Genomic DNA, 20,079 nt, shown 5'->3' with positions numbered 1-20,079 from the left:
TTCCCCCCCAGAACCCGCGGACAGAGTGATATGGGCATTGTTTATGCGGGACCGAGGCATAGCCGACAGCCGCCGCAAACGCAATCGGGGCGCCGTGGCGCATCTATCGGGCCGGAAGGCCGGCGGCAACGGCCCGCGCCCTGCCCGGAGGGGCCATCCAAGCTTAATCAAATTGATGTGTAGTCAATTAATACAGCTATCGGTGGCAAGATAAGCAAGCTATAATAATCGCATGGGTTGACGGCACCGCATCGCTTGGGGGCCGCAGATGGGGTCTGGGCCCCGCGCCGTCACCGCAGAAGCGTGCAGAAGCACGCCGGACAAGGGGAGCGGGACCGCGTCCCGAGGGGCAATCGATGACACCGAAGCGACTTGCGTTGCGGCTGGGCGGCTGGCGCCGCCGCGCCGTGCTGATCCCTGCGGTGCTGAGCCTGGCCGGCCTCACCGCCTGTGACAGCACCACGGACACCATCGCCCTCACCGCGGGCATCGCCGTCGGCACGACGGTGGTCGGGGCCAACATCCCCGGCCAGGAGATCGAGCAGATCTACTACCTGGGCGTCTTCGACCCTCAGGAGCAGGTGCCGCCGACCATCTACCGCGTGCGGGTGCACGGGCAGGCCAGCGTCTACAGCTCGGTGAAGTTCGCCTCCGGATGGGTGCCGGCCCAGGTGATCGACTCGTTGAGCAGCCATGTCGGCTTCGCCGTCAACGATCCCAGCAAACCGGGCGTTCAGATTGAACCGGGAAAGCCGAACGACATCGCCAAGCTGACCCCCGGCCGCCGCCTGATTCAGTTCGGCCCGGAAGGCTTTCGCGAGTCCCCCAAGGACCACCGCCTGGTCATCGTCATGGGCGGCTCGCCCGAAGCCTTCTTTCAGGCGATCGACGAAGCGCTCGGCAGCGTCGGCGGCGCCATCCAGGCACGGCAGGACGCCGATCTGAAGGGCGAACTGTTCAAGGCCCTGGTGCTGCTGCGGGCCCAGCGCGACCGCCTCGACGACCTCTCGCGCGAAGTCGACACCGTGCTGCTGCTCGAGGATCAGGCCAGGGCCGCGGAGGCGCAGGAGACGGAGAAGAAAGACAACGGCGAAAGTGCAACGGATACCACCGACGGTTCCGAAGACGAAGAGGGGGACGGCTAGCCATGCCTACAGCCACCTCCATCCGCCGCGCCGGCTTCGCCGCCGCCCTCGGCCTCGGCCTCACCGGCTGTGCCGTCATGCAAATCGACGTCGACGTCTACAAGGGCCCCCTGGCCAACCACAAAGACGTCCACACCGAACAGGTCGCCGTCATGGCCGTGGGCGCCCAGCCGCTGGTCGAGCGGCTGCACGACGACCTCACAGTCGCGTGCGCCAAGGCGTTGCCGAAGGCCATAGCACAAGATGAGAAATTGCGGGCGACGCTCGAGTTGGCTCGGCAAAAAGTTTCATCTACGGGGAACCTACCGGACGAGTTCGATCGGCAAACCCCGGCGGTCTGCTTTCAGCAAGAAGTCGTGGCGGGGATTCTGAACCTGTTCAAGGACCGCGAGGAACTCGGTGCGGAAGGCCGGTTGCTGAGTCTGACCGAGCGAGTCGAGACCGCCGCCCGCCGCCTGCAGCGGGCCGATGCGATCTTGAATGCCGAATCGTTGTCGAAACCGTTGGAGAGACTAAGGGGCATTCTCCAGGATCAATCGCTTGGTGATAGCTGGAAGCCTAGACTCGCCAAGGCTTATGTGGACTTCCTCGCGGCACCTGGCGACAAACGGCGTCCTTGGAATCCCATATTCGATGCCTTGCGCCTTGCGTCAGACGACGAGAAGGAGAAGGCAATCGGCCCCTTTGCACGAAGGCCGGAGCGTTTGCCGCACAAAGAAGACCCGCTGCTAAGCAGTTCAAACTACGCCTATCAAGTGCTTAGCGACGATGGCTTCCTTCAGGCCCAGGCAGCAGTCCTGTTCCCGCAGAACAAGAAGCATCAAGCACTCTTTGTGCGCGAAGTCCGCCGCGTCGCCGCCTCTTTCGCCACCGCCCGCGAGGCGGTCAGCGACATATTACTTAACACCCTGGAGGGGCTGACTTTGGTCGATCGGGTCAAGTTCACCTCGGAATCCGTGAAAGAGGAGCTCACTGCAGATGTGGCGGAGTTTGTTGTCAGGGATCTGGTGCAGATCGATCATCTAAGGGTCGTACTCATCGGAAGCCGCCCTCGAATCGCACAGAAGTCCTTGGCAGAGGAATTGAAAGACAAACAGGGAATCGATGTTGATGCGATCGTGGTCCAGAACGACGGCATCGCCGACGAAGACACCAACAAGCTCATTGAAGCCCTAGTGCCTCTACTGCAACAAGATCCGGTGACGATCAGTCAAATACTGCTGGCATTGGACTCAGAGTTCAAAAGGGGAACCGTTCTTGACCTGACAGAGGGCCATGACGAGAGGTACCAACAGAGTGAACGACGGCGATATGGCCTCGCATCTGGTCCGAGCGAGGCCATTTTTAGGAAAATCTCGGAAGATGCGAAGCGGATTGGCCCCGCAGTAAGGAGGAGTGTCTTGTTCTTTTCCGAAGGGCGCTTTTCCGATGGAATCTTCACCCTTATCGATAGCTATCTCAGCCTGCAGAACCAGGACATCCTCGATCCCTGTGGCGTCGAACCACTATGCGAGGGCGGGCCGACGGAGTTGGAGACCCGACGTGAGCTGCTGCTGACCGCGCTGGTCCACTTCGCCGAGAAGGTTCTCTTCGTTGTCAACAACGAGGTGCTATTCGACGACGACTCCAACCTCAAGGACAAGGACTACATCAAGGTCCTGCAAACCGTGGGCAACTCAATGCTGGTCCATGTCGATGCGATCCGACAGGAGACCGCACATGAGCGCCGGCTGGCCGACGCCACCGAGCGGGAGGCCGAGGGCATCGCCCAAGTCTTCGGCGGCAGCGCGACCCTCGCCTTTGCGCAAGTCCTGCAGTCCCTGCGTGAAGCCATTGCAGCGGCGGAGGACGAGGCCAAGCGGCAGAAGGTCGCGGCGAAGCAGGCTACTGATGACCTGACGAAAGCCACGCAGGCCTTCGCAGCGGCTCAGACGGCAGCCGGCGCCGCAACGGGGTCGACGGGACCGCAGCCACAGCGACCGCCAGATATGGCGATGCTGCAAGCTGCCTGGGTTTCAATCGGCCGAGATCCCAAAGCTCTCGACACGAATGCCGCCGCCGCCGAGCCGGCGGATCTCGCGGTCAAGGTCAGGATCGATGGCCTTGTGGCCGACAGCGCCACATCAGTAGCGGACTTCTACGGAAAGGTAGTCGAGCTTCTGGCGAGCGAATTCGGCGCCGAGGCAAGCAAGACAGTTCCTTCAGCTTCGCGTTTCGGGCGTTTGAATCTGGCGATCGAGCAATTCATCGACCAGGCTTTCAGCGCCAAATTCGACCCACCCGAGGCGACGAAGGAGGCTCAGCGCGCCAAGATAGAGAATGCCATAAAGACCGATTATCTCTCCAAGAATGTAGCCTTTTTGAAGCAGCACGCGGCGTACTTCACCGCCTTAGGCACACAAAACCTAGCAGAGGCTTCCAAGTTTGCCGCCGAGACCGAGATGAAGCGCGCCACAGCGGCACAGATCGAGGCGACAGACAAGGCGCAGGCGGCCCTGGCGACGGCACGGCGGCTAGGAGCGGCCGAGCCCTTCCTCATCGCCGCCCAGGCGCCGGTGATCACGGCGGCCGAGGGTTCGGCAGCGCGGCCCATCGGGCGGGCGGTGCATGTGGAACTTTCCAGTCACTTGCGCGCCGAGGCCGGCAAACCCGGGAACGCCACGAGGAAGCAGGAACTTGAGGCCGCCGCCACAGTGGCAGAGAGCCTGCCAATCCCTCTCGTCGCGCCCTCCGGCTACTCCGTCGGCGCGAAGAACGCGAAGGAAGTGCTCGACGGTCTGATTGCCAGTCTGCGGCAGCTCTATACCCGCACCCAGTTGGAGAACGTCGACGAGCAGAACAACATGGCGATCGCGCGGGCCGCCGCGGCCCTGGCCGAGGCCTACCGTCAGCGCGCGGACATGGTCTACATCCGCCCGGCCATGGCTTACTTGAGGACCAGCTTCACCGCCACCACGCTGCAGGACAACCGCCTGGCCTGGCGCAACATGCTGCGCCATCACGGCTACCGCTCGACGGTCCCGCTGATCCCGGAAATCCAGGCCAAGTGGGATGCTGAAGTGGTCGAAGAAATCGACAAGCAGTTCTGGCACAGCGTGAACCGCGTGCGGGTCGCCGGGTCCGGCGACACCAACTACGCCATCGCCAAGGACGACCTGGGCAACTGGTATGTGAAGAGCTATTCGACCGACCCCAGAGACATCATCCGCTCGGCCAAGAACCTGGCGCTGTTCTCCGCCGGGCCCGCGCTCGGCGTGCCCATCCCGCTGGATCTGGAAAGCGACCAGCCCCAGACCACGGACCCTGACGCCCCGGCTCCGGCCGCCGGGCTCGCCAACCAGGAGTCGGACGACGGAGAGGGGCAGCCCGATCCCAGCAAATCTGTCTTCGTCCGGCAGTTCGAGCGGTTCCGCGCGAAATTCCGCCAGGAAAGCAAGAACGACATCGCCATCGCCAAGGAGATGGCCGGGTCCTTCAAGCAGCGGATCGAAAAGGGTTGGAAGGACCGCGGGCTGGATCAGATGCCGACGATCAACAACATCGACGACATTCTCGATCCGGGCGAAAAGGAGCCGATCAAAACCAAGCTGTTAGACCTGGTCATGAGCGAGGTCGAATTGAAGGATGCGCCACGGCAGCTGTCCCAGGCGCTGCGTGCCGTGCGCGACTATCACCTGCGGGTGACCCAGGCGCTCAGGGACAAGGGCGGCCTCAGCGAGGAAGACAGGAAGCGGGCGATCCGCACGGTCACGGATGTGGTGCTGCGCGCCGAACTGAAGCAGATGATCGAACGCTTCAGGCGGAACATGGACCGCTATGCCGTCGAGTTGGAGATCATCGGCCAGACGGGGACCGACCTGGACCTCAGCGAACTCGGCGGCGAGGATTCGGACTGACGGCGGGCCGACGCCGGCGGGCCGCGAGGTCCAGCAGCAGGTCAGCACCTCGTACTCGCCCCAGAGAGGCATCGCCCCGGAGAGTCAGGGAGCGGTGCCGTCCAGCCCATCTGTGCTAGACTGAAACCGGTGCCGTCGACGACGTGTAATTGCTCGTCGAGGTGCGTTGAGGCGGCAGGGAGTCCGCTCAGGCGCCCCCCTGTCGCAATGTCGCCGCTTGATTTTGAGATCCGGGGTGCCGGCCGCCACGGGAAACCGTGCCGTCGGCAGGTTCGGACGGAAATCGTTCTTTAGATCAAGGGAAACGACAAACCATGTCCAGCGACCGTCAAGGAAACAGCCTGTCCGGTGCCACGCCGGAGGCCATCGAGCACTACGATCAGGCCGTCGAAGCCTTCAACATCTACCGCGGCGATCCCGTGGCCCTGGTCGACAGCGCCATCGCGCAGGCGCCCGGCTTCGCCATGGCGCAGATCTTCAAGGCATATCTCTACGGCCTGGCCACCGAGCCGGAGGCCACCGCGGAGGCGCAGTCCATCGTCGCCACGGTGAAGAGCCTCGCCATGAACGAGCGCGAGCAGTCTCACGTCGCCGCCCTGGACCATCTGCTGCAGGGCAACTGGACGAAGGCGGCGGTGGTGCTGGACCATCACAACATCCGCTACCCCCGCGACCTGGTGGCCCTGCAGTGCGGCCACCTGATGGACTTCTACCGCGCCAATGCCCGAGACCTGCGCGACCGCATCGCCCGTGCCCTGCCCCAGTGGTCGCCGGAGGTGCCGGGCTATTCCATCGTGCTCGGCATGCATGCCTTCGGCCTGGAGGAAAGCGGCGACTACGCCCAGGCCGAGGAGCGCGGCCGTCAGGCCATCGACCTGCAGCCGCTGGACTGCTGGGCCCACCACGCCGTGGCCCATGTGATGGAGATGCAGGGCCGCGCCCAGGACGGCATCGGCTGGATGATCGCGCGGGAACCCCATTGGTCCGGCGACGACAACTTCTTCAAGGTGCACAACTGGTGGCACCGGGCGCTCTATCACCTGGATCTCGGCCAGGCCGAGCAGGCCATTGCCCTCTACGACGGGCCGATCCGCGAAGAGCGCAGCACTGTCGCCCTGGACATGGTCGACGCCTCGGCCCTGTTGTGGCGCCTGCATCTCTCCGGCCACGACGTCGGCGAGCGCTGGCAGGAGCTCTCGGAGGCCTGGGACCAGCATGCCGACGGCCGGCTCTACGCCTTCAACGACTGGCACGCAGTCATGGCTCATCTCGGCGCCGGGCGGGAAAGCGAGGTGGAGCGGATCACCGCCGCCCTGCGCGGCAACGCCGATCCCACCGCGGAAACCGCCGGCTGGGCGCGCGACACCGGGCTCGCACTGGTCGAAGGCTTCACCGCCTTCTGGCGTGGTGACCACCAAAGCGCGGTGGAGCGCCTGCACGGCGCCCGCTTCATCGTCAACCGCTTCGGCGGCAGCCATGCCCAGCGCGACATCATCGACTGGACGCTGACCGAGGCGGCGCTGCGCGGCGGGCTGAAGGACGTCGCCGAGGCGATGGCGCAGGAGCGCCTGGCGCTGAAACCCCACAGCCCGGTGAACCGCGGCTTCCTGAAGCGGGCGCGGAACGGCAGCGGCGGCAAGCAGCAGGCGGCCTGACAGGGATGGGCCCTATCGCTCCGGCGGCCAACCGGTCGCCGGGGCACTGCTCTTACAGATCGAGAACGACGCCGAGGGTTTCTCCGCAGCCGCCTTCGCCACTGGCGGGCCGAGGGGTCGAGCAGCAGATCAGCACTTCGTCGTCTTCGCGCGGGCCCACCGGCTCCTCGAGATAGTCGACGGAACCGCATTTGATGCGCGTCGCACAGCTTCCGCAGATCCCCGAGCGGCAGGAGTAGGCCGGTGAGAGGCCGGCCTCTTCCGCCAGATCCAGGAGAGTCCCCTTGTCGGTAGACCAGGTCACTTCGCGGTCCGCCCCGTCGAAGCGCACTGCGACCGGCCCTGCCGCCGGCGCTTCAGCGACGCTCGTCCGGCCGACCCCGGGCTCGCCCCTGATCAGGGTTGCCGGCCCGAAGGACTCATAGCGGATGCGCTCCTCACGCACCCCCATGCGGGTCAGGTTATCGAAAAGCTCCTGCATGAAGCCGCCGGGCCCGCAGAGATAGAAGTCGTAGTCGTCCAGGGGCAGGAGCGTCCGCAGCAGGTCGGCGTCGATGCGCCCTTCGCTGTCGTGGCTCTCGCCGAGCCGGTCCCCGGCCTCCGGCGCGCTGAAGCGCAGGTGGGCCGTAAAGGACTCATGATCGCGGGCCCAGCCGCGGATGGTCTCGGCGAAGACCTGGACCCGGCCGTTGCGGGCGCCATGAATGAAATGGGTGCGGCGGAAGTTCCGCGTGCGCTTGCCTTCGTTGATGATGTGCCCGGCCATGGCGATCATCGGCGTGATGCCGACACCGGCGGAGATCAGCACCACCGGGCGGTCGCTGCTTTCATCCAGGGCGAATTTGCCGCGCGGCGCCATGGCCTGCAGCCGGAAGCCTTTCTCCGCCGCCGCATGCAGGTGGTTGGAGACCAGGGCCGCGCCCCCTTCCCGCTTGACGGAAAGCCGGTAGTGCCCGCGGCCGGGGGCCTCGGACAGGGTGTAGGTGCGCGTCGCCGGCACCTCCTCGCCGGGAATCTCCAGGCGAATGGGCAGGAACTGGCCGGCCTTGTAGGAGGCGGGCGCCTTGCCGTCGGCGCGGCGCAGGTAGAAGGAACTCACGGTCTCGCTCTCGGGCACCACCTCCGTTACTTCGTAGTCGAGATAGCGGTTGCGCTCCCGGTTGGCGGCGATGGTCTCTTCCGCCGACTCCCAACTGCCGGTCATCTCCAGGCTCGGCGAGTACTCGCCGAACCGAAAGCGCAGCGGCAGGCTGCCTTCGACGAAGACCGCCTCCTCCAGGCGGAAACGAATCAGCCGATCCGCCCCGGCGAAGGCGTCCACCACCTCGCCGTCCCAGACGATCTCGGCGCTGCCGGTGAGATAGAGCAGCCCGCCGCGGCCATAGTCGATGAAAAGGAAGCCGGCCCGGGGATTGAGCAGGATGTTGCCGACGGAGTTGAAGTGAAAGTTGCCGCTGTAGTCAGGAAAGACGAACCCCCGGTCCCCCTCGACCCGCACGAAGCCCGGCTTGCCGCCGCGATGGGAGACATCGGCGCCTCGCGCCGCGCCTTCCACGGCCGCGCCGCTGGCCGTGGCGATGAAAAGGGTGTCGGCAGTGGCGATTAAGGCGCGGTCGGCCTCTGTGGCGCGGTCGCCGCGCGTGATTGTCGGTTCGGCCCTGGTCGTCTCCGGCTGCCAGTCCACATCACGGGCCTGAATGTACTGCGGGCAGTTGCCGAAGGTCTGGGAGACCGCGATCCGGATGCCGCCCGCGCCGAGGGATGTCACCCGGCCGTTCATGCGGTTGCGCCGCCGGCTCGAAGGCTGGATGCCCAGGAGGCCGAGATCGACACCCGCGCGCAGGGTCTCGTTCAAGGGGTCGCCCGGCAGGGGCTGCGCCTTGACCTCGAGGCTGTGGGCATCGGGCGTCGAAAGAAAGCCCGGCTGTCCGGCCAGCAGCGAGGCCCAGGGCCGCCCCCGCTCATCCACCGAGCCGACCAGCAGGGAGGGCAGCAGCGCGTAGAACTCGCGGTGCTGTTCGGGCAGATAGTCGCGGATCACCCGGCGTCCGAAGGCTTCGATTTTGTCGCGCACCCCGGCGCGGTCCTGGGCCTCGTGCTCGCCGGCGTGAAAGGGTGAAGGGCCCGGCGCTGCGGCGTCGTCCATGGTCCTGCTCCCAACGGATTTCCCGTTCCTAGAGAACCAGCGGTCAGCCCGCCGGGGCGATGAACTCCATGCGGATGCCGCCGGGGATGGCGCACATCATGTGCCGGGTCGGCCCCCCGCCCAGGGGCTCCGGCGCGAACTCGATCTCCACGCCGTCGGCCGATTTCAGGCGCCCGTGCACGGCATCAAGGGCCGCCGCATTCTCCACCGTCATGGCGAAATGGTGCAGGCCGATGACGTTGCGCCGGTCGAAGGCGGTCGCGCTGGCGGGATCGTGGGCCTGCCAGAGGGTGATCATGGTGCTGCCGTCGCTCACGAAGGCGGCGGGATAGTCGGGCTTCTCTCCGACCAGTTGGAAACCCAGGGTGTCGGTGAAGAAGCCGCGGGCTTTCGGAAGGTCCGGCACGGTCAGGCCGATGTGATGGGCGCCGCGGGTGAGGGGCGCCGAAGCCGGTGAATCGCTGCTCATCTCAGGTCTCCTTTCAGTCTGGGCGCCGCGCCATAGCGCGATCACCGACAAGATGCTCCTTTCGTCAATTGAAATTAACAGCCACAATAGGCAAAACTTTATTTCACTGAGCGGAATAATCATGGACCGTCTGCACGCCATGGCGACCTTCGTCGCTGTCGCCGAAGAAGCGGGATTCGCTCCGGCAGCGCGCCGCCTGGGCCTCTCGCCGCCGTCGGTTACCCGGGCCGTCGCCGAACTGGAGGAACGGCTCAACGCCCGGCTCTTTCACCGTACGACACGCCGCGTTCAGTTGACCAGTGCCGGCGAGCGCTATCTGTCGGACTGCCGGCGCATCCTGCAGGAGATCGAGGACGCCGACAGCGCGGCGGCGGGCGTCCACGGGCGCCTCCAGGGCCGGGTCACCATCACCTCCTCGGTGCTCTTCGGCCGACTCGTCCTGGGTCCCATGCTGCTGGAGTTCCTGCGCCGCCATCCGCTGCTGACGGTGACCAGCCTGCAGGTCGACCGGGTGGTGAACCTGATGGAGGAGGACATCGACGTGGCGGTGCGCATCGCCGAACTGCCGGACTCCTCCCTCTCGGCGCGGCGGGTGGGCTCCATCGGCCGGGTGCTCTGCGCGTCGCCTGCCTACCTGGAAGAACACGGGCGACCGGCAACGCCGGAGGAACTGGCCGCCCATGCCACCATCGGCTTCGCGGGCAGCGCGCCGCTCAGCGAGTGGACCTTCCACCGCAACGGGGCCCGCAAGACCCTCCGTCCCCGCGCCCGCCTGCAGGTGAACAACGCCGACCTGGCCATCGCCGCGGCGAAAGACGGCTTCGGCATCACCCGTGTGCTGTCCTACATGGTCGCCCGGGAGGTCGAGGCGGGCGCCCTGGAAATCATCCTGGAAGACTACGCCCCGCCGCTGGTGCCGGTCCATGTGGTGCACCGGGAGACCGGCCAGACCTCCGCGCGCGTGCGCGCGCTCTTCGACTTCCTGGCCGAGCGCCTGAACGGCCACCCAGCGGTGCGCCAACCCGCAGGGACGCGTTGACCCCTCAGGCGCTCCAGCTCGGCCGGGCCCGCACGTTTTCGTTCCAGCGCTGCAAGTGGGTGCAGGAGTCCGGAATGGACACATCGAGGAAGTCGGCGATCATGGCGGCCCCCATCCCGGTGACGTCGGCCACCGTGAAGCGCTCCCCGCCGATATAGGGGCGCCCGTCGCCCAGTTCCGCGTCGAGCCAGGCGAACTTGCCGGCCATGTCGGCGCGCTGTGCCTCGGCAAAGGCGGGCACCTGGGTCAGCTTGTCCTTGAAGTGGGCGAAGCTGTGCAGGGCGATGAGGCCCAGAGCGTTGAAGATCTCGTTCTCCATGCGGCGGTCCCACATGTCGATGCGGGCCCGTTCCAGCGGGTCCTTTCCGAAGAGATTGGGTTCGGGATGCAGCGCCTCGATGTAGCGGCAGATGGACTGGGACTCGGTGATGAAACTGCCGTCGTCGGTTTCCAGTACCGGGACCTGGCCAAGGCTGTTCTTCCGCAGGAAGGCCTCGCTGTAGGTTTCGCCGCCCGGCAGATCGAGATCCACGCGCGGCAGCTCGACTCCCTTTTCCGCCAGGAAGATGCGCACTCGCCGCGGGCTCGGCGCGGCGGCGTTGTAGAACTGCATGACCGACCTCCTCTTGCGTTCCTTTACAACCCGTTCCGGTTTTGATATCGTAATATCAACATATGATCAATAGGTGATAAATGTTGGACACCACATTCGCCGCACTGTCGGATCCGACGCGGCGCAGCATCCTGGATCTCCTGGCCGAACGGGACCATTCGGTCGGCGAGTTGGTGGAGCAGTTCCCCATTACCCAATCCGCCGTATCGCGGCACCTGAACGTGCTGGAGCAGGCCGACTTGATCGAGCGGCGGCGCGAAGGCCAGCGCCGGCTCTGTGCCCTGCGCACCGGGCCACTGTCCGAGGTCGACCACTGGATGGAACGCTATCGCCGCATGTGGACCGAGAAGATGAAGCGCCTGGACAAGGCCGTGCAGAAAAGGAAGACCCGATGAGCCAAGCGACTGCGCAAGCAACCCGCAGCGTCGAGCTGCGCTACCGTTTCGACGCCAGCGTCGAAACCCTATTCGAGGCCTGGACCGACCCCGCGATCCTCGGCGAATGGTGGGGACCGGAGGGCATCAAGACCACAGTGGCCGCCCTGGACCTGGGCCCCGGCGGAGAGTTCGTCTTCGAGATGCACTTCGAGGACGGCACCGTCAGCCGCATGACCGGGGTCTATCGGGAAATCTCCCCGCCGCGGCGGCTGGTCTTCGAGATCGTCGAGAACTGTAACACCAAGCTGCCGCCTGGTGTCGAGCCGCAGATCGCCCCGACCCCGGTCACCGTCGACTTCATCAGCCACGGCGATCAGTCGGAAATCGTGATCACCCAGGACGGTCTGGTGCCGTCTTTCGCCGAGCTGGTCTCCTGGGGCTGGGGCGGCGCCATGGAGAAGCTGAAGGGCGCGCTGCGCTAAGCCGATTTCCTCCAGGCCTTTTGGTCCCAGGGGCGGGATGACGGTGCGGAGTCGATCTGCTAGGAGTGAGGGCTGAAAGGACCGGCCATGCCCTCGTTCGACCTGCTGATCCCCTTCTTTGCCGCGACGCTGCTGTTCGCGGTGATGCCGGGCCCGGCCATTCTCTACACCGCGGCCCAGACCATGGCGCGCGGCCGCAGGGGCGGCCTGATGGCGGCGCTGGGCATCCACGCCGGCGGCTACGTCCACGTGGTCGCCGCCGCCGCCGGTCTGTCGGCGGTCTTCCGCTATGTGCCGGAGGCCTATCTGGCGGTGAAGATCGCCGGCGCCCTCTATCTCATCTGGCTGGGGCTGTCGTTCTTCCGCAGGCCGCGCGAAGAGGCCCTGCCCGAGGTCAAAGGCCGCAGCACCGGCCGCGCCTTCGTTCAGTCCATCGTGGTGGAGGTGCTGAACCCCAAGGCGGCGCTGTTCTTCATCGCCTTTCTGCCGCAGTTCGTCGACCCGGCGGCGGCCTGGCCGCTGTGGCTGCAGTTCCTGCTGCTCGGCACCTTCGTCAACATCGCCTTTTCCAGCATGGACATCGTGACCGTCGCGGTGACATCCACCATGGTCGGCCTGGTGCGCCGCAGCAGCGCCGGGCAGCGCCTGGTGCGGGCCATCGGCGGCACCGTCCTGGTGGGCCTCGGCCTGCACCTGGCGGTCTCGCGGAGCTGACGCCCATCGGTAGCGGTATCGACGAAGCACTTTGAACCTTCCGGGTCTCTCCTGCGACCCATGGTCAACGCGCCCCCGAACCGCAGGAGAAATCGATGCGCAAGCGCCATGCACTGGGCCTCTTGGCCACTGCCAGCCTGACCGCGGCCAGCCTTGCCGCCAGCGGGCCGAGCCTGGCCGGCGGCCAGGCCGACCTGATCCCGGTCCTGACCAGCCCCATGTCCGCCAGCGTCGGCGTGACCAACCAGGGCATGGCCGCCTCCGCCCCCGGCCATCTGACCGTGGAGTGCAACAAGCAGGGCCAAAACGGCGGCTGCCCCGAGGTTCCCGGCCTGGCGGCCTATGTGGACCCGGCCTTTCCCGGCCGCGCGACCATCCCGGTGCCGGCCCTGGCGCCCGGCGCGACCTTCAACCACAACCTCGCCTTCTGGGGCGAGATCGACTGGCCGGCCGGAACCTACTTCTTCGAACTGGTGGCCGATGCGGGCAACGCGCAGCCCGAGTCCAACGAGGCCAACAACCTCACCCAGGGCAGCCTGACCCAGTTGCCGAAAGCGGCCGTCGCGCCGCCTGCGCCGCTGCCCTTCAAGACGAAGACGGCAGCGCCGGAGATCGCCAAGGCGCGCAGCCTGCCGGGCGGCGGAGGCGTCATCGCCGCCAAGCCGGCCAAGCCCGACCTCATGGCGACAACGCTGGGCAGCTACATCGGCGGCGACCGCGGCCCCTGGAACCAGGTGCAGACGGTGCGCCCCGGCACCATCACCCAGAGCCAGTTGGGGCCCGGCAAGGACCTCTGCCTGGTGCCCTCCAAGATCCGTTTGATGAACATCGGCGATGCCGACAGCGGCCCCTTCCGCTTCAGCGTCTTCGACGACGGCCAGTTGCGGACCATCGAGTTCCTGTCCCTGGAAAAGGGCGAGCACCGCTGGGTCGACTATGACCTGCCGGTCAACGAAGGAAATAACCAGGTGGTCATCAAGCTCGACGACCTGAATCAGGTCGACGAGAAGAAGGAAAACAACAACACCTATAAGACGACGGTGCGCGTGCCCTTCGACTGCGACGGCAAGGACACCATCAAGCTGCAGAGCAAGACCGGTGCCTCCGAAGCGCCGCAGCGCCAGCGCAGGATCAAACTGCCGGCCACGGCCAAGCCCGCCGCCACCAAGCGCCGCGCCCTGCGGCCCACGACCAACTAGCTTCTCCTTCAGAGACCACTCCGGGGCGGCCATCCACAGCGTTGGCCGCCCCCTTCTTTTCCGGATCTGTGCGCCGGTCCGGTCTTGCGCTAGTTTGGCACCGAATTCGATAGACGCAGGTCCCTATGCCGCAAGCGCTTCTCGACGAAGATCTCATCGCCCGCCCGGGCGGCCGCCTGGAGATCACCACCCCCGCCCTGGTGCTCGACCTCGACGCGCTGGAGGCCAACATCGCCGCCATGGCGGAGGCCGCGGCGGCCCAGGGCATCGCCCTCAGGCCCCACGCCAAGACCCACAAGTGCATCGCCATCGCCAGGCGGCAGCTGGACCAGGGCGCGCTCGGCCTGTGCTGCGCCAAGCTGGGCGAAGCCGAGGCCCTGGCCGACGGCGGCCTGGACAGTTTCCTGCTCACCTCCCCGGTCACCACGGCCCGGCGGATCGAGCGCCTGCTGGACCTGAAGGCGCGCTGCCGCGAGCTTCTGGTGGTGGTGGACGATGCGGAAAACCTGCGCCAGCTCGGTGCGGCGGCAGCCGCCCGGGGCGCCGCCCTCGATCTGTTGATCGACGTGGATGTCGGCCAGCACCGCACCGGCGTGGCGGATGCGGAGCAGGCCCTGGCGCTTGCGGCGGCGATCGCCACGCATCCCAACCTGGTGCTCGTCGGCCTGCAGGGCTACGCCGGCCATCTGCAGCATGTCGCCGGCTATGACGAGCGGCGCAGCGCCAGCCACGCCGCCCTGGACCGCCTGGGCGCGGTCAAGACGGCCCTGGAGACAGCCGGCCATGCCTGCCCGCTGGTGAGCGGCGGCGGCACCGGAACCCACGCCTTCGATCATGAAGCGGGCTTGCTCACCGAACTGCAGGTCGGCTCCTACATCGTCTGCGACGTGCAGTACGACGCCGTCACCCTGCGCGCCGACGGCGTGCCGCCGTTTCGCCCCGCGCTTTTCGTCTACAGCCGGGTGGTGAGCGCCAGCCACGATGGCTTCGTCACCATCGACGCCGGCTCCAAGACCGTTTCCACCGACGGCCCCCTGCCGCGGGTCGCCTTCGGCGCCGACCAGGGCGCGGCCTATGCGATCTCCGGCGACGAGTTCGGCCGCCTGGAGCTGCCGCCGGGCAGCTCGGCGCCGAAGGTGGGCGATCTGGTGGCGCTCCAGGTGCCGCACTGCGACACCACCATCAACCTCTTCGACCACTATCACTGTCTGCGCGGCGACGCCCTGGTGGCGCTCTGGCCCATCGAGGCGCGGGGCGCCTCGGGATAAGTTGGGCTCAGGGCGCCCTACTTCACCCGCGTGCGGCGGCCGAGGGCGACGATGCCGACGACGAAGACCGCGAAGCCCAGGGTCATGAGGTCGATGACCTCGCCCAGCAGCACGGCGGAGGCGAAGATGGTCAGGAAGGTCTGCAGAAGCTGCACCTGGCTGACCCGGGCGACGCCGCCGACGGCGAGGCCATGGTACCAGGCAATGAACCCGATGAGCTGGCTGAACAGGGCGACATAGAGAAAGGCCGCCCAGCTTGCCGGCGCGGCATCCAGCCCCTCCTCGGCAATGGTCAGGCCCACAGGGACCACCAGAAACGGCGCGGCGATCACCAGGGCCCAGCAGATCACCTGCCAGCCGCCCAGGGTCTTGGAGAGGCGCGCGCCCTCCGCATAGCCGATGGCGGCGCAGGCAACCGAGCCCAGCAAGGCCAGGTGGCCGGGGCCGATGGTACCGCCGCCGCGCAGCAGCGAGAAGGTCACCACGGCGCCGCCACCGAGCAGCGAAAAGGCCCAGAACCCGGGCGAGGGGCGCTCCCGCAACAGAATCGCGCCGGCCAGCGCCGTCGCCAGGGGCAAAAAGCCCAGGACCACGCCGCCATGGGCCGCCGGCACACTTTGCATGGCCCAGGCCGAGAGCAGGGGAAAGCCGAGGACCACCCCGGCCGCGACCACTGCCAGGCGGCGCCACTCCTCGGCGCGGGGCAGGCGCTGCCGGGCGGCCAGCAGGATCGCCAGGGCAACGGCGGCGGCCACCAGCGCGCGCCCGAGGCCGACCATCACCGGTGTCATGTCCACCACCGCGATCCGGGTCGCCGGCAACGTCAAGCTGAAGAGGGCCACCCCGAGGAAGCCCCAGAGCAGGCCCCGGGCCTCGGCGCGGGACGGCTTGGTCTCCTGGGAGACCTCAGTCATCGGCCGTGCCTGCCGGCGCCGGCACGGCGGTCGCCTTGAGGCCGTGGTCGATGATCTTGCGCATCACCGTGGGCAGGGCTTCGCCGTCCAGGCGGTCGAGGGCCACCCAACGCCCCTCCGCCGGGGCCGTATCCGGCGCCTCGACGGCAGTCGCAGCCCAGACCTCCACCGCGAAATGGAAATGGGTGAAGGTGTGGCGGACCTGCCCGGGCAGGGCCCGCCAGGGGGCCTCCAGCGGCGCCGCTGCCGTTGCCTCCTCCGGTGTCCAGGGGCTCTCCCGCCAAGGGGTCGAGGGCACCTCCATCATGCCGCCCAAGAGGCCCTTTTCCGGCCGCCGGCGCAGCAAGAGCGCGCCCTCGGGCCCGGCAAGCCAGAAGGCGACCGCATGGCGGGTCGGCTTGGCCGCCTTGGGCAGGCGGCGCGGCAGCTCCTGGGCCACGGAGTCACCGTGACCCCGGCAGAGATCCTGCAGCGGACAGAGCAGGCACTTGGGCTGCCGCGGCAGGCAGACCGTCGCCCCCAGGTCCATCATGGCCTGGGCGAAATCGCCGGGGCGCCGCTCCGGCGTGATCCCCTCGGCCAGGGCCTTGAGCTCGCCCTTGGCCTTCGGCAGCGGGGTCTCGACGCGGAACAGGCGCGCCACCACCCGCTCGACATTGCCGTCCACCACCACGGCGCGGCGGCCGAAGGCGATGGCGGCCACCGCCGCCGCGGTATAGGCGCCGATCCCCGGCAGCTCGCGGAGCTCCGCCTCCCGATCCGGAAAGCGGCCGCCGTGCTCTGCCGCCACCACCTGGGCGCAGCGGTGCAGATTGCGCGCCCGCGCGTAGTAGCCGAGACCGGCCCAGGCCGTCAGCACCGCCTCCTGCGGCGCGGCGGCCAGGTCGGCGACCGTCGGCCAGCGGGTTAGGAAGGCCTCGTAGTAGGGCGCAACGGCGGCCACCGTGGTCTGCTGCAGCATGATTTCGCTGAGCCAGACGCGGTAGGGGTCCATCGGCGGGCGGCCCGGCGGCGCGCGCCAGGGCAGGCGGCGGGCATGGCGGTCGTACCAGTCGAGCAGCTTTGCCGAGACTTCGTTGGACATCTGCTTTGCTGCGGGACCGGAGGCACCAATCTCGGGTGCGACAGAGGGCATGTCCTCCTCTATACTGGCGCGCGCCGGCACCGCAAAGCGCGCTTTTGTCACCCCGACAATGGCCCGCAAACCGCGCCCTCGCTCCGCTTCTGACTTCAGATGGCCAAGACCGACCAACGACCCGCCCCACACGCCAAGGCACGAAAGCGCCGTCCCGGGCTGCGGGCGCTGGCCGCAAGCCTGCCGCAAGTGACCAAGCGCGCCTTCGCGCGGCGCGGCCTCCGCGGCGCCGAACTGGCACGCCAGTGGCCGGCCATCGTCGGCAGCGAACTCGCCGGGCGCTGCCGGCCCCGGCGGCTGCGGTTTCCCCGCCCCCGCGAGGCTCTCGACGGTGAGCTGGTACTTCGGGTGGCCCCCGCCTGGGCCCTGGAGATCCAGCACCTGGAAGGACCGCTGCTGGAGCGTATCAACAGCTTCTTCGGTTACCGCGCGGTCTGCCGCCTCATCCTGCAGCAAGGCCCGCTGCCGGACCCGCCGACCAATCGCAGGGTCACGGAGACCACGGCACGCGCGCCGGAGCCGGCGGGCGCGGCCCTCACCGCGAAGCTATCCACAGTCGCCGACCCGGAGTTGAGGGCGGCGCTGGAGCGCATCGGGCGGTCCCTGGAACAAAAACAGGGCGCACAGAGCGCGGGCGAACAAAAGCTGGGAAAACCGCTGGAAAAGCCTTAAAACCCGGCGCTTACAAGACCACATAGCCTTGGTCAGGGCTTTGCTCAGGCTGGCCGGCCAAGTGCCCCTTTTCAGCAGGAAAAGGCCACTTGTACTATCCGAAGGGGCCCACTAGCATGCACAACATCTGGTAGGTTTAGCCATGAAACGACGGAATATACTGATCGGAATGGGCGTCCTGGCGGTCGGTGCCGGGGTTGGCGGGGCCTATGCCCTGCTGCAGGAACCGGCCAAGACCGCCCAAACGGGCAGCGGCAACGCGCAGCGCCCGCAGGTTGCCGCCGGCGATATGCCGATTTTCGCGGACGACCGGATTCTGGGCGCCGCCGACGCGCCGGTGACCATCATCGAATACTCCTCCCTCACCTGCCCGCACTGCGCCAGCTTCCACCGCGCAACCCTGCCGCAGGTGAAGGCCGACTGGATCGACACCGGCAAGGCCCGGCTGGTCTATCGCCACTATCCGCTGGACCGCCTGGCCCTGCGCGCCGCGGCGGCGGCCAACTGCATCGAGGGCGACGGTTTCTTCGGCTTCATCGAAGTGCTGTTCCAGAACCAGGAACGCTGGAGCCGCAATCAGGACCCGCTCGGCGCCTTACAGAAGCTGGCCGGATTGGCGGGGCTGAGCCCCGAGGCCTTCGATGCCTGCATCGCCGACGAAACCGAGATCACGCGCATTCTCGAAATCCAGACCGACGGGCGCGACAGCTATGAGGTTGCCTCGACTCCGAGCTTTGTGATCAACGGACAGAAGGTCATCGGCGCACGGTCCTATGACGAGTTCAGGCAGGTCCTGTCGACCTTCGCGCCGGAAGCGTGACGGACGTTTCATCGGGTTGGGGCAAACACCGGCGGGGGATTCATGATCAGGGCGATCACGGCAAAGGGGGATTAGCCGGGGGTGGTGCAGTTCACCAAGCTCCGCTTGAGCGGGTTCAAGTCTTTTGTTGATTCGACGGAACTGATCATCGAACCGGGGGTGACCGGCGTTGTCGGTCCCAACGGCTGCGGCAAATCCAATCTGGTCGAGGCGCTGCGCTGGGCCATGGGCGAGACCTCGCCCAAGAGCATGCGCGGCAAGGAGATGGACGACGTCATCTTCGCCGGCAGCGCCAACCGCCCGTCGCGCAACGTCGCCGACGTCACCCTCTATCTGAACAATGCCGAGCGCAAGGCGCCGGCCATGTTCAACGATTTCGACGACATCGAGGTCACGCGCCGCATCGACCGCGGCTCCGGCTCGACCTACCGGGTCAACGGCAAGGAGGTGCGCGCCCGCGACGTCCAGCTTCTGTTCGCCGACTCCGCCACCGGCGCCCATTCCACGGCGCTGGTCAGCCAGGGGCGCATCGGCGCCCTGATCAACGCCAAGCCGGCCGACCGCCGCGCCCTGCTGGAAGAGGCCGCGGGCATCACCGGCCTGCATTCCCGCCGCCACGAGGCGGAGCTCAGGCTGCGCGCGGCGGAGACCAACCTGGAGCGCCTGGACGACGTCATCGCCACCCTGGAGACCCAGCTTCAGGGCCTGAAGAAGCAGGCCCGCCAAGCCACCCGCTACCGCAATGTGAACGAGCAGATCCGCCGTTCGGAAGCCATCGTCCTCCACCTGGAGGGCGAGGAGGCCCGCGCCGCCCTGGAGTCCGCCGAAGCGGCCTATCGGGAGGCGGAAGCGGCCGTGGTCGAGGCGACCCAGGCAACCGCCGCCCGCTCTAGCGAGCAGGCCGAGGCCGCCGCCGCTCTGCCGTCGCTGCGCGAAGCGGAAGCCGAAGCCGCGGCGGTCCTGCAGCGTCTCAAGGTGGACCGCGACACCCTGGACCGGGAAGAGGCCCAGGCCATGGAGGCCAAGGCCCGGGCCGAAGAGCGTCTGGCCCAGTTGCTGGGCGACCGCGACCGCGCCCAGAGCCTGGCCGGCGACGCCGAGGCGGCACAGCAACGCCTGGACGGCGAACGCCAGGGCCTGGAGCAGGCCGCCGAAGGCGAGAGCGAAGCGCTTGCCGCCGCGGAGGAGGCCCGGACCATAGCGGCGGCGAAGACCGGCGAACTGGAGCAGGACCTCTCCGCCGTCACCGGAAAGATCGCCCAGGACGAGGCCCGCGCCGCGTCCCTGCAGCGGCGGATCGAAGAGCTTTCCGCGCGCCTGGAGCGCTTGCGCCGGCAGAGCGCCGAGGCGCGCAGCCAGCGCCAGGCGCTGGAGGGCCAGGTGGTCCCCGAGTCCGAGCGCGCCGCCGCCGAGGCCAGGCCGCAGGACGCCGAACAGCGCCTGACCCTCCAGCGCCTGGCGCTGGCTGCGCGCCTCGGCGCTCTGCCGGCGCAAGCGCTCCAGGCGCGCGGAAAGCTCTTCGATCCGCCGCTGCA

The 20,079-nt window shown here is 67.5% G+C and carries 17 protein-coding genes; 12 read left to right on the top strand and 5 right to left on the bottom strand.

Going from position 1 to position 20,079, the window contains the following annotated elements; translation table 11 throughout:
• Positions 1–356: 356 nt before the first annotated feature.
• The 3 genes from Q0996_RS19730 (at position 357) to Q0996_RS19720 (ending at position 6,696) form a co-directional block, all read left to right on the top strand.
• The gene (locus Q0996_RS19730) at positions 357–1,145 is read left to right on the top strand and encodes a hypothetical protein (protein ID WP_299623797.1); all 789 of its coding nucleotides are present in this window, start codon (positions 357–359) and stop codon (positions 1,143–1,145) included.
• A 2-nt stretch (positions 1,146–1,147) separates the two neighbouring features.
• Positions 1,148–5,041 (top strand): hypothetical protein, encoded by a 3,894-nt coding sequence (locus tag Q0996_RS19725; RefSeq protein ID WP_299623795.1) that lies wholly within the window; start codon positions 1,148–1,150, stop codon positions 5,039–5,041.
• A 314-nt stretch (positions 5,042–5,355) separates the two neighbouring features.
• Positions 5,356–6,696, top strand: coding sequence for a tetratricopeptide repeat protein (locus Q0996_RS19720; RefSeq protein WP_299623792.1), 1,341 nt, complete (start codon positions 5,356–5,358; stop codon positions 6,694–6,696).
• A 52-nt stretch (positions 6,697–6,748) separates the two neighbouring features.
• Here Q0996_RS19720 and Q0996_RS19715 read toward each other — a convergent pair whose 3' ends face one another.
• Positions 6,749–8,842: a pyridoxamine 5'-phosphate oxidase family protein gene (locus tag Q0996_RS19715; RefSeq protein ID WP_299623789.1), complete on the bottom strand. Its 2,094-nt coding sequence runs from the start codon at positions 8,840–8,842 to the stop codon at positions 6,749–6,751.
• A 43-nt stretch (positions 8,843–8,885) separates the two neighbouring features.
• The gene (locus tag Q0996_RS19710) at positions 8,886–9,311 is read right to left on the bottom strand and encodes a VOC family protein (RefSeq protein WP_299623787.1); all 426 of its coding nucleotides are present in this window, start codon (positions 9,309–9,311) and stop codon (positions 8,886–8,888) included.
• A gap of 121 nt (positions 9,312–9,432) precedes the next feature.
• Here Q0996_RS19710 and Q0996_RS19705 point away from each other — a divergent pair, with 121 nt between their 5' ends.
• Positions 9,433–10,350 carry a LysR family transcriptional regulator gene (locus Q0996_RS19705; protein ID WP_299623784.1) on the top strand — a complete coding sequence of 306 codons (918 nt, stop codon included), beginning with the start codon at positions 9,433–9,435 and terminating at the stop codon, positions 10,348–10,350.
• A gap of 4 nt (positions 10,351–10,354) precedes the next feature.
• On the opposite strand, the gene Q0996_RS19700 is transcribed toward Q0996_RS19705, so the two are convergent.
• The gene (locus tag Q0996_RS19700) at positions 10,355–10,963 is read right to left on the bottom strand and encodes a glutathione S-transferase family protein (protein WP_299623782.1); all 609 of its coding nucleotides are present in this window, start codon (positions 10,961–10,963) and stop codon (positions 10,355–10,357) included.
• Between the two features lie 80 nt (positions 10,964–11,043).
• Here Q0996_RS19700 and Q0996_RS19695 point away from each other — a divergent pair, with 80 nt between their 5' ends.
• The 5 genes from Q0996_RS19695 to Q0996_RS19675 all read left to right on the top strand — a co-directional run bounded on the left by Q0996_RS19695 (position 11,044) and on the right by Q0996_RS19675 (position 15,003).
• Entirely contained in the window at positions 11,044–11,358 is a 315-nt protein-coding gene (locus Q0996_RS19695) for a helix-turn-helix transcriptional regulator (protein ID WP_299623779.1), read from the top strand.
• Positions 11,355–11,822 (top strand): SRPBCC domain-containing protein, encoded by a 468-nt coding sequence (locus tag Q0996_RS19690; protein ID WP_299623776.1) that lies wholly within the window; start codon positions 11,355–11,357, stop codon positions 11,820–11,822. Before Q0996_RS19695 ends, Q0996_RS19690 begins: the two co-directional genes overlap by 4 nt.
• A gap of 87 nt (positions 11,823–11,909) precedes the next feature.
• Entirely contained in the window at positions 11,910–12,536 is a 627-nt protein-coding gene (locus Q0996_RS19685) for a LysE family translocator (protein ID WP_299623773.1), read from the top strand.
• Positions 12,537–12,631: 95 nt separating this feature from the next.
• Positions 12,632–13,735, top strand: coding sequence for a CARDB domain-containing protein (locus Q0996_RS19680; RefSeq protein WP_299623770.1), 1,104 nt, complete (start codon positions 12,632–12,634; stop codon positions 13,733–13,735).
• Positions 13,736–13,860: 125 nt separating this feature from the next.
• Entirely contained in the window at positions 13,861–15,003 is a 1,143-nt protein-coding gene (locus tag Q0996_RS19675) for an alanine racemase (protein ID WP_299623767.1), read from the top strand.
• 17 nt (positions 15,004–15,020) lie between these two features.
• Here the strand turns inward: Q0996_RS19675 and Q0996_RS19670 are convergent, their stop codons facing one another.
• Together Q0996_RS19670 and mutY are read right to left on the bottom strand one after the other, a co-directional pair.
• On the bottom strand, positions 15,021–15,917 hold the full coding sequence (locus Q0996_RS19670; protein WP_299623765.1) for a DMT family transporter: 897 nt from the start codon (positions 15,915–15,917) through the stop codon (positions 15,021–15,023).
• A complete protein-coding gene (gene mutY / locus Q0996_RS19665; protein WP_299623762.1) occupies positions 15,910–17,001 on the bottom strand; it encodes an A/G-specific adenine glycosylase in 1,092 nt (363 codons plus the stop codon). The genes Q0996_RS19670 and mutY overlap by 8 nt, the downstream gene beginning before the upstream one ends.
• A gap of 150 nt (positions 17,002–17,151) precedes the next feature.
• Between mutY and Q0996_RS19660 the strand changes: the two genes are divergently transcribed.
• The 3 genes from Q0996_RS19660 to Q0996_RS19650 form a co-directional block, all read left to right on the top strand.
• On the top strand, positions 17,152–17,724 hold the full coding sequence (locus Q0996_RS19660; protein ID WP_299623760.1) for a DUF721 domain-containing protein: 573 nt from the start codon (positions 17,152–17,154) through the stop codon (positions 17,722–17,724).
• Between the two features lie 142 nt (positions 17,725–17,866).
• Positions 17,867–18,544: a thioredoxin domain-containing protein gene (locus Q0996_RS19655; protein WP_299623757.1), complete on the top strand. Its 678-nt coding sequence runs from the start codon at positions 17,867–17,869 to the stop codon at positions 18,542–18,544.
• Positions 18,545–18,625: 81 nt separating this feature from the next.
• Positions 18,626–20,079, top strand: a 1,454-nt coding sequence (locus Q0996_RS19650; protein WP_299623754.1) for an AAA family ATPase, incomplete at its 3' end; no start/stop codon positions are given.

The organism is Pelagibius sp. (genome assembly GCF_028289705.1).
GTDB lineage: Bacteria > Pseudomonadota > Alphaproteobacteria > Kiloniellales > Kiloniellaceae > Pelagibius.
Note: the sequence above shows the minus strand (reverse complement) of the source record. Positions and strands in the feature narration are given on the sequence as shown.

What these genes read in the sequence shown, in the direction of transcription:
- Q0996_RS19670 (WP_299623765.1), bottom strand. Translation starts at nt 15,917, where the DNA reads ATGACTGAGGTCTCCCAGGAGACCAAGCCGTCCCGCGCCGAGGCCCGG.
- Q0996_RS19685 (WP_299623773.1), top strand. Translation starts at nt 11,910, where the DNA reads ATGCCCTCGTTCGACCTGCTGATCCCCTTCTTTGCCGCGACGCTGCTG.
- Q0996_RS19700 (WP_299623782.1), bottom strand. Translation starts at nt 10,963, where the DNA reads ATGCAGTTCTACAACGCCGCCGCGCCGAGCCCGCGGCGAGTGCGCATC.
- mutY (WP_299623762.1), bottom strand. Translation starts at nt 17,001, where the DNA reads ATGTCCAACGAAGTCTCGGCAAAGCTGCTCGACTGGTACGACCGCCAT.
- Q0996_RS19675 (WP_299623767.1), top strand. Translation starts at nt 13,861, where the DNA reads ATGCCGCAAGCGCTTCTCGACGAAGATCTCATCGCCCGCCCGGGCGGC.
- Q0996_RS19715 (WP_299623789.1), bottom strand. Translation starts at nt 8,842, where the DNA reads ATGGACGACGCCGCAGCGCCGGGCCCTTCACCCTTTCACGCCGGCGAG.
- Q0996_RS19710 (WP_299623787.1), bottom strand. Translation starts at nt 9,311, where the DNA reads ATGAGCAGCGATTCACCGGCTTCGGCGCCCCTCACCCGCGGCGCCCAT.
- Q0996_RS19680 (WP_299623770.1), top strand. Translation starts at nt 12,632, where the DNA reads ATGCGCAAGCGCCATGCACTGGGCCTCTTGGCCACTGCCAGCCTGACC.
- Q0996_RS19725 (WP_299623795.1), top strand. Translation starts at nt 1,148, where the DNA reads ATGCCTACAGCCACCTCCATCCGCCGCGCCGGCTTCGCCGCCGCCCTC.
- Q0996_RS19705 (WP_299623784.1), top strand. Translation starts at nt 9,433, where the DNA reads ATGGACCGTCTGCACGCCATGGCGACCTTCGTCGCTGTCGCCGAAGAA.
- Q0996_RS19660 (WP_299623760.1), top strand. Translation starts at nt 17,152, where the DNA reads ATGGCCAAGACCGACCAACGACCCGCCCCACACGCCAAGGCACGAAAG.
- Q0996_RS19695 (WP_299623779.1), top strand. Translation starts at nt 11,044, where the DNA reads ATGTTGGACACCACATTCGCCGCACTGTCGGATCCGACGCGGCGCAGC.
- Q0996_RS19655 (WP_299623757.1), top strand. Translation starts at nt 17,867, where the DNA reads ATGAAACGACGGAATATACTGATCGGAATGGGCGTCCTGGCGGTCGGT.
- Q0996_RS19690 (WP_299623776.1), top strand. Translation starts at nt 11,355, where the DNA reads ATGAGCCAAGCGACTGCGCAAGCAACCCGCAGCGTCGAGCTGCGCTAC.
- Q0996_RS19730 (WP_299623797.1), top strand. Translation starts at nt 357, where the DNA reads ATGACACCGAAGCGACTTGCGTTGCGGCTGGGCGGCTGGCGCCGCCGC.
- Q0996_RS19720 (WP_299623792.1), top strand. Translation starts at nt 5,356, where the DNA reads ATGTCCAGCGACCGTCAAGGAAACAGCCTGTCCGGTGCCACGCCGGAG.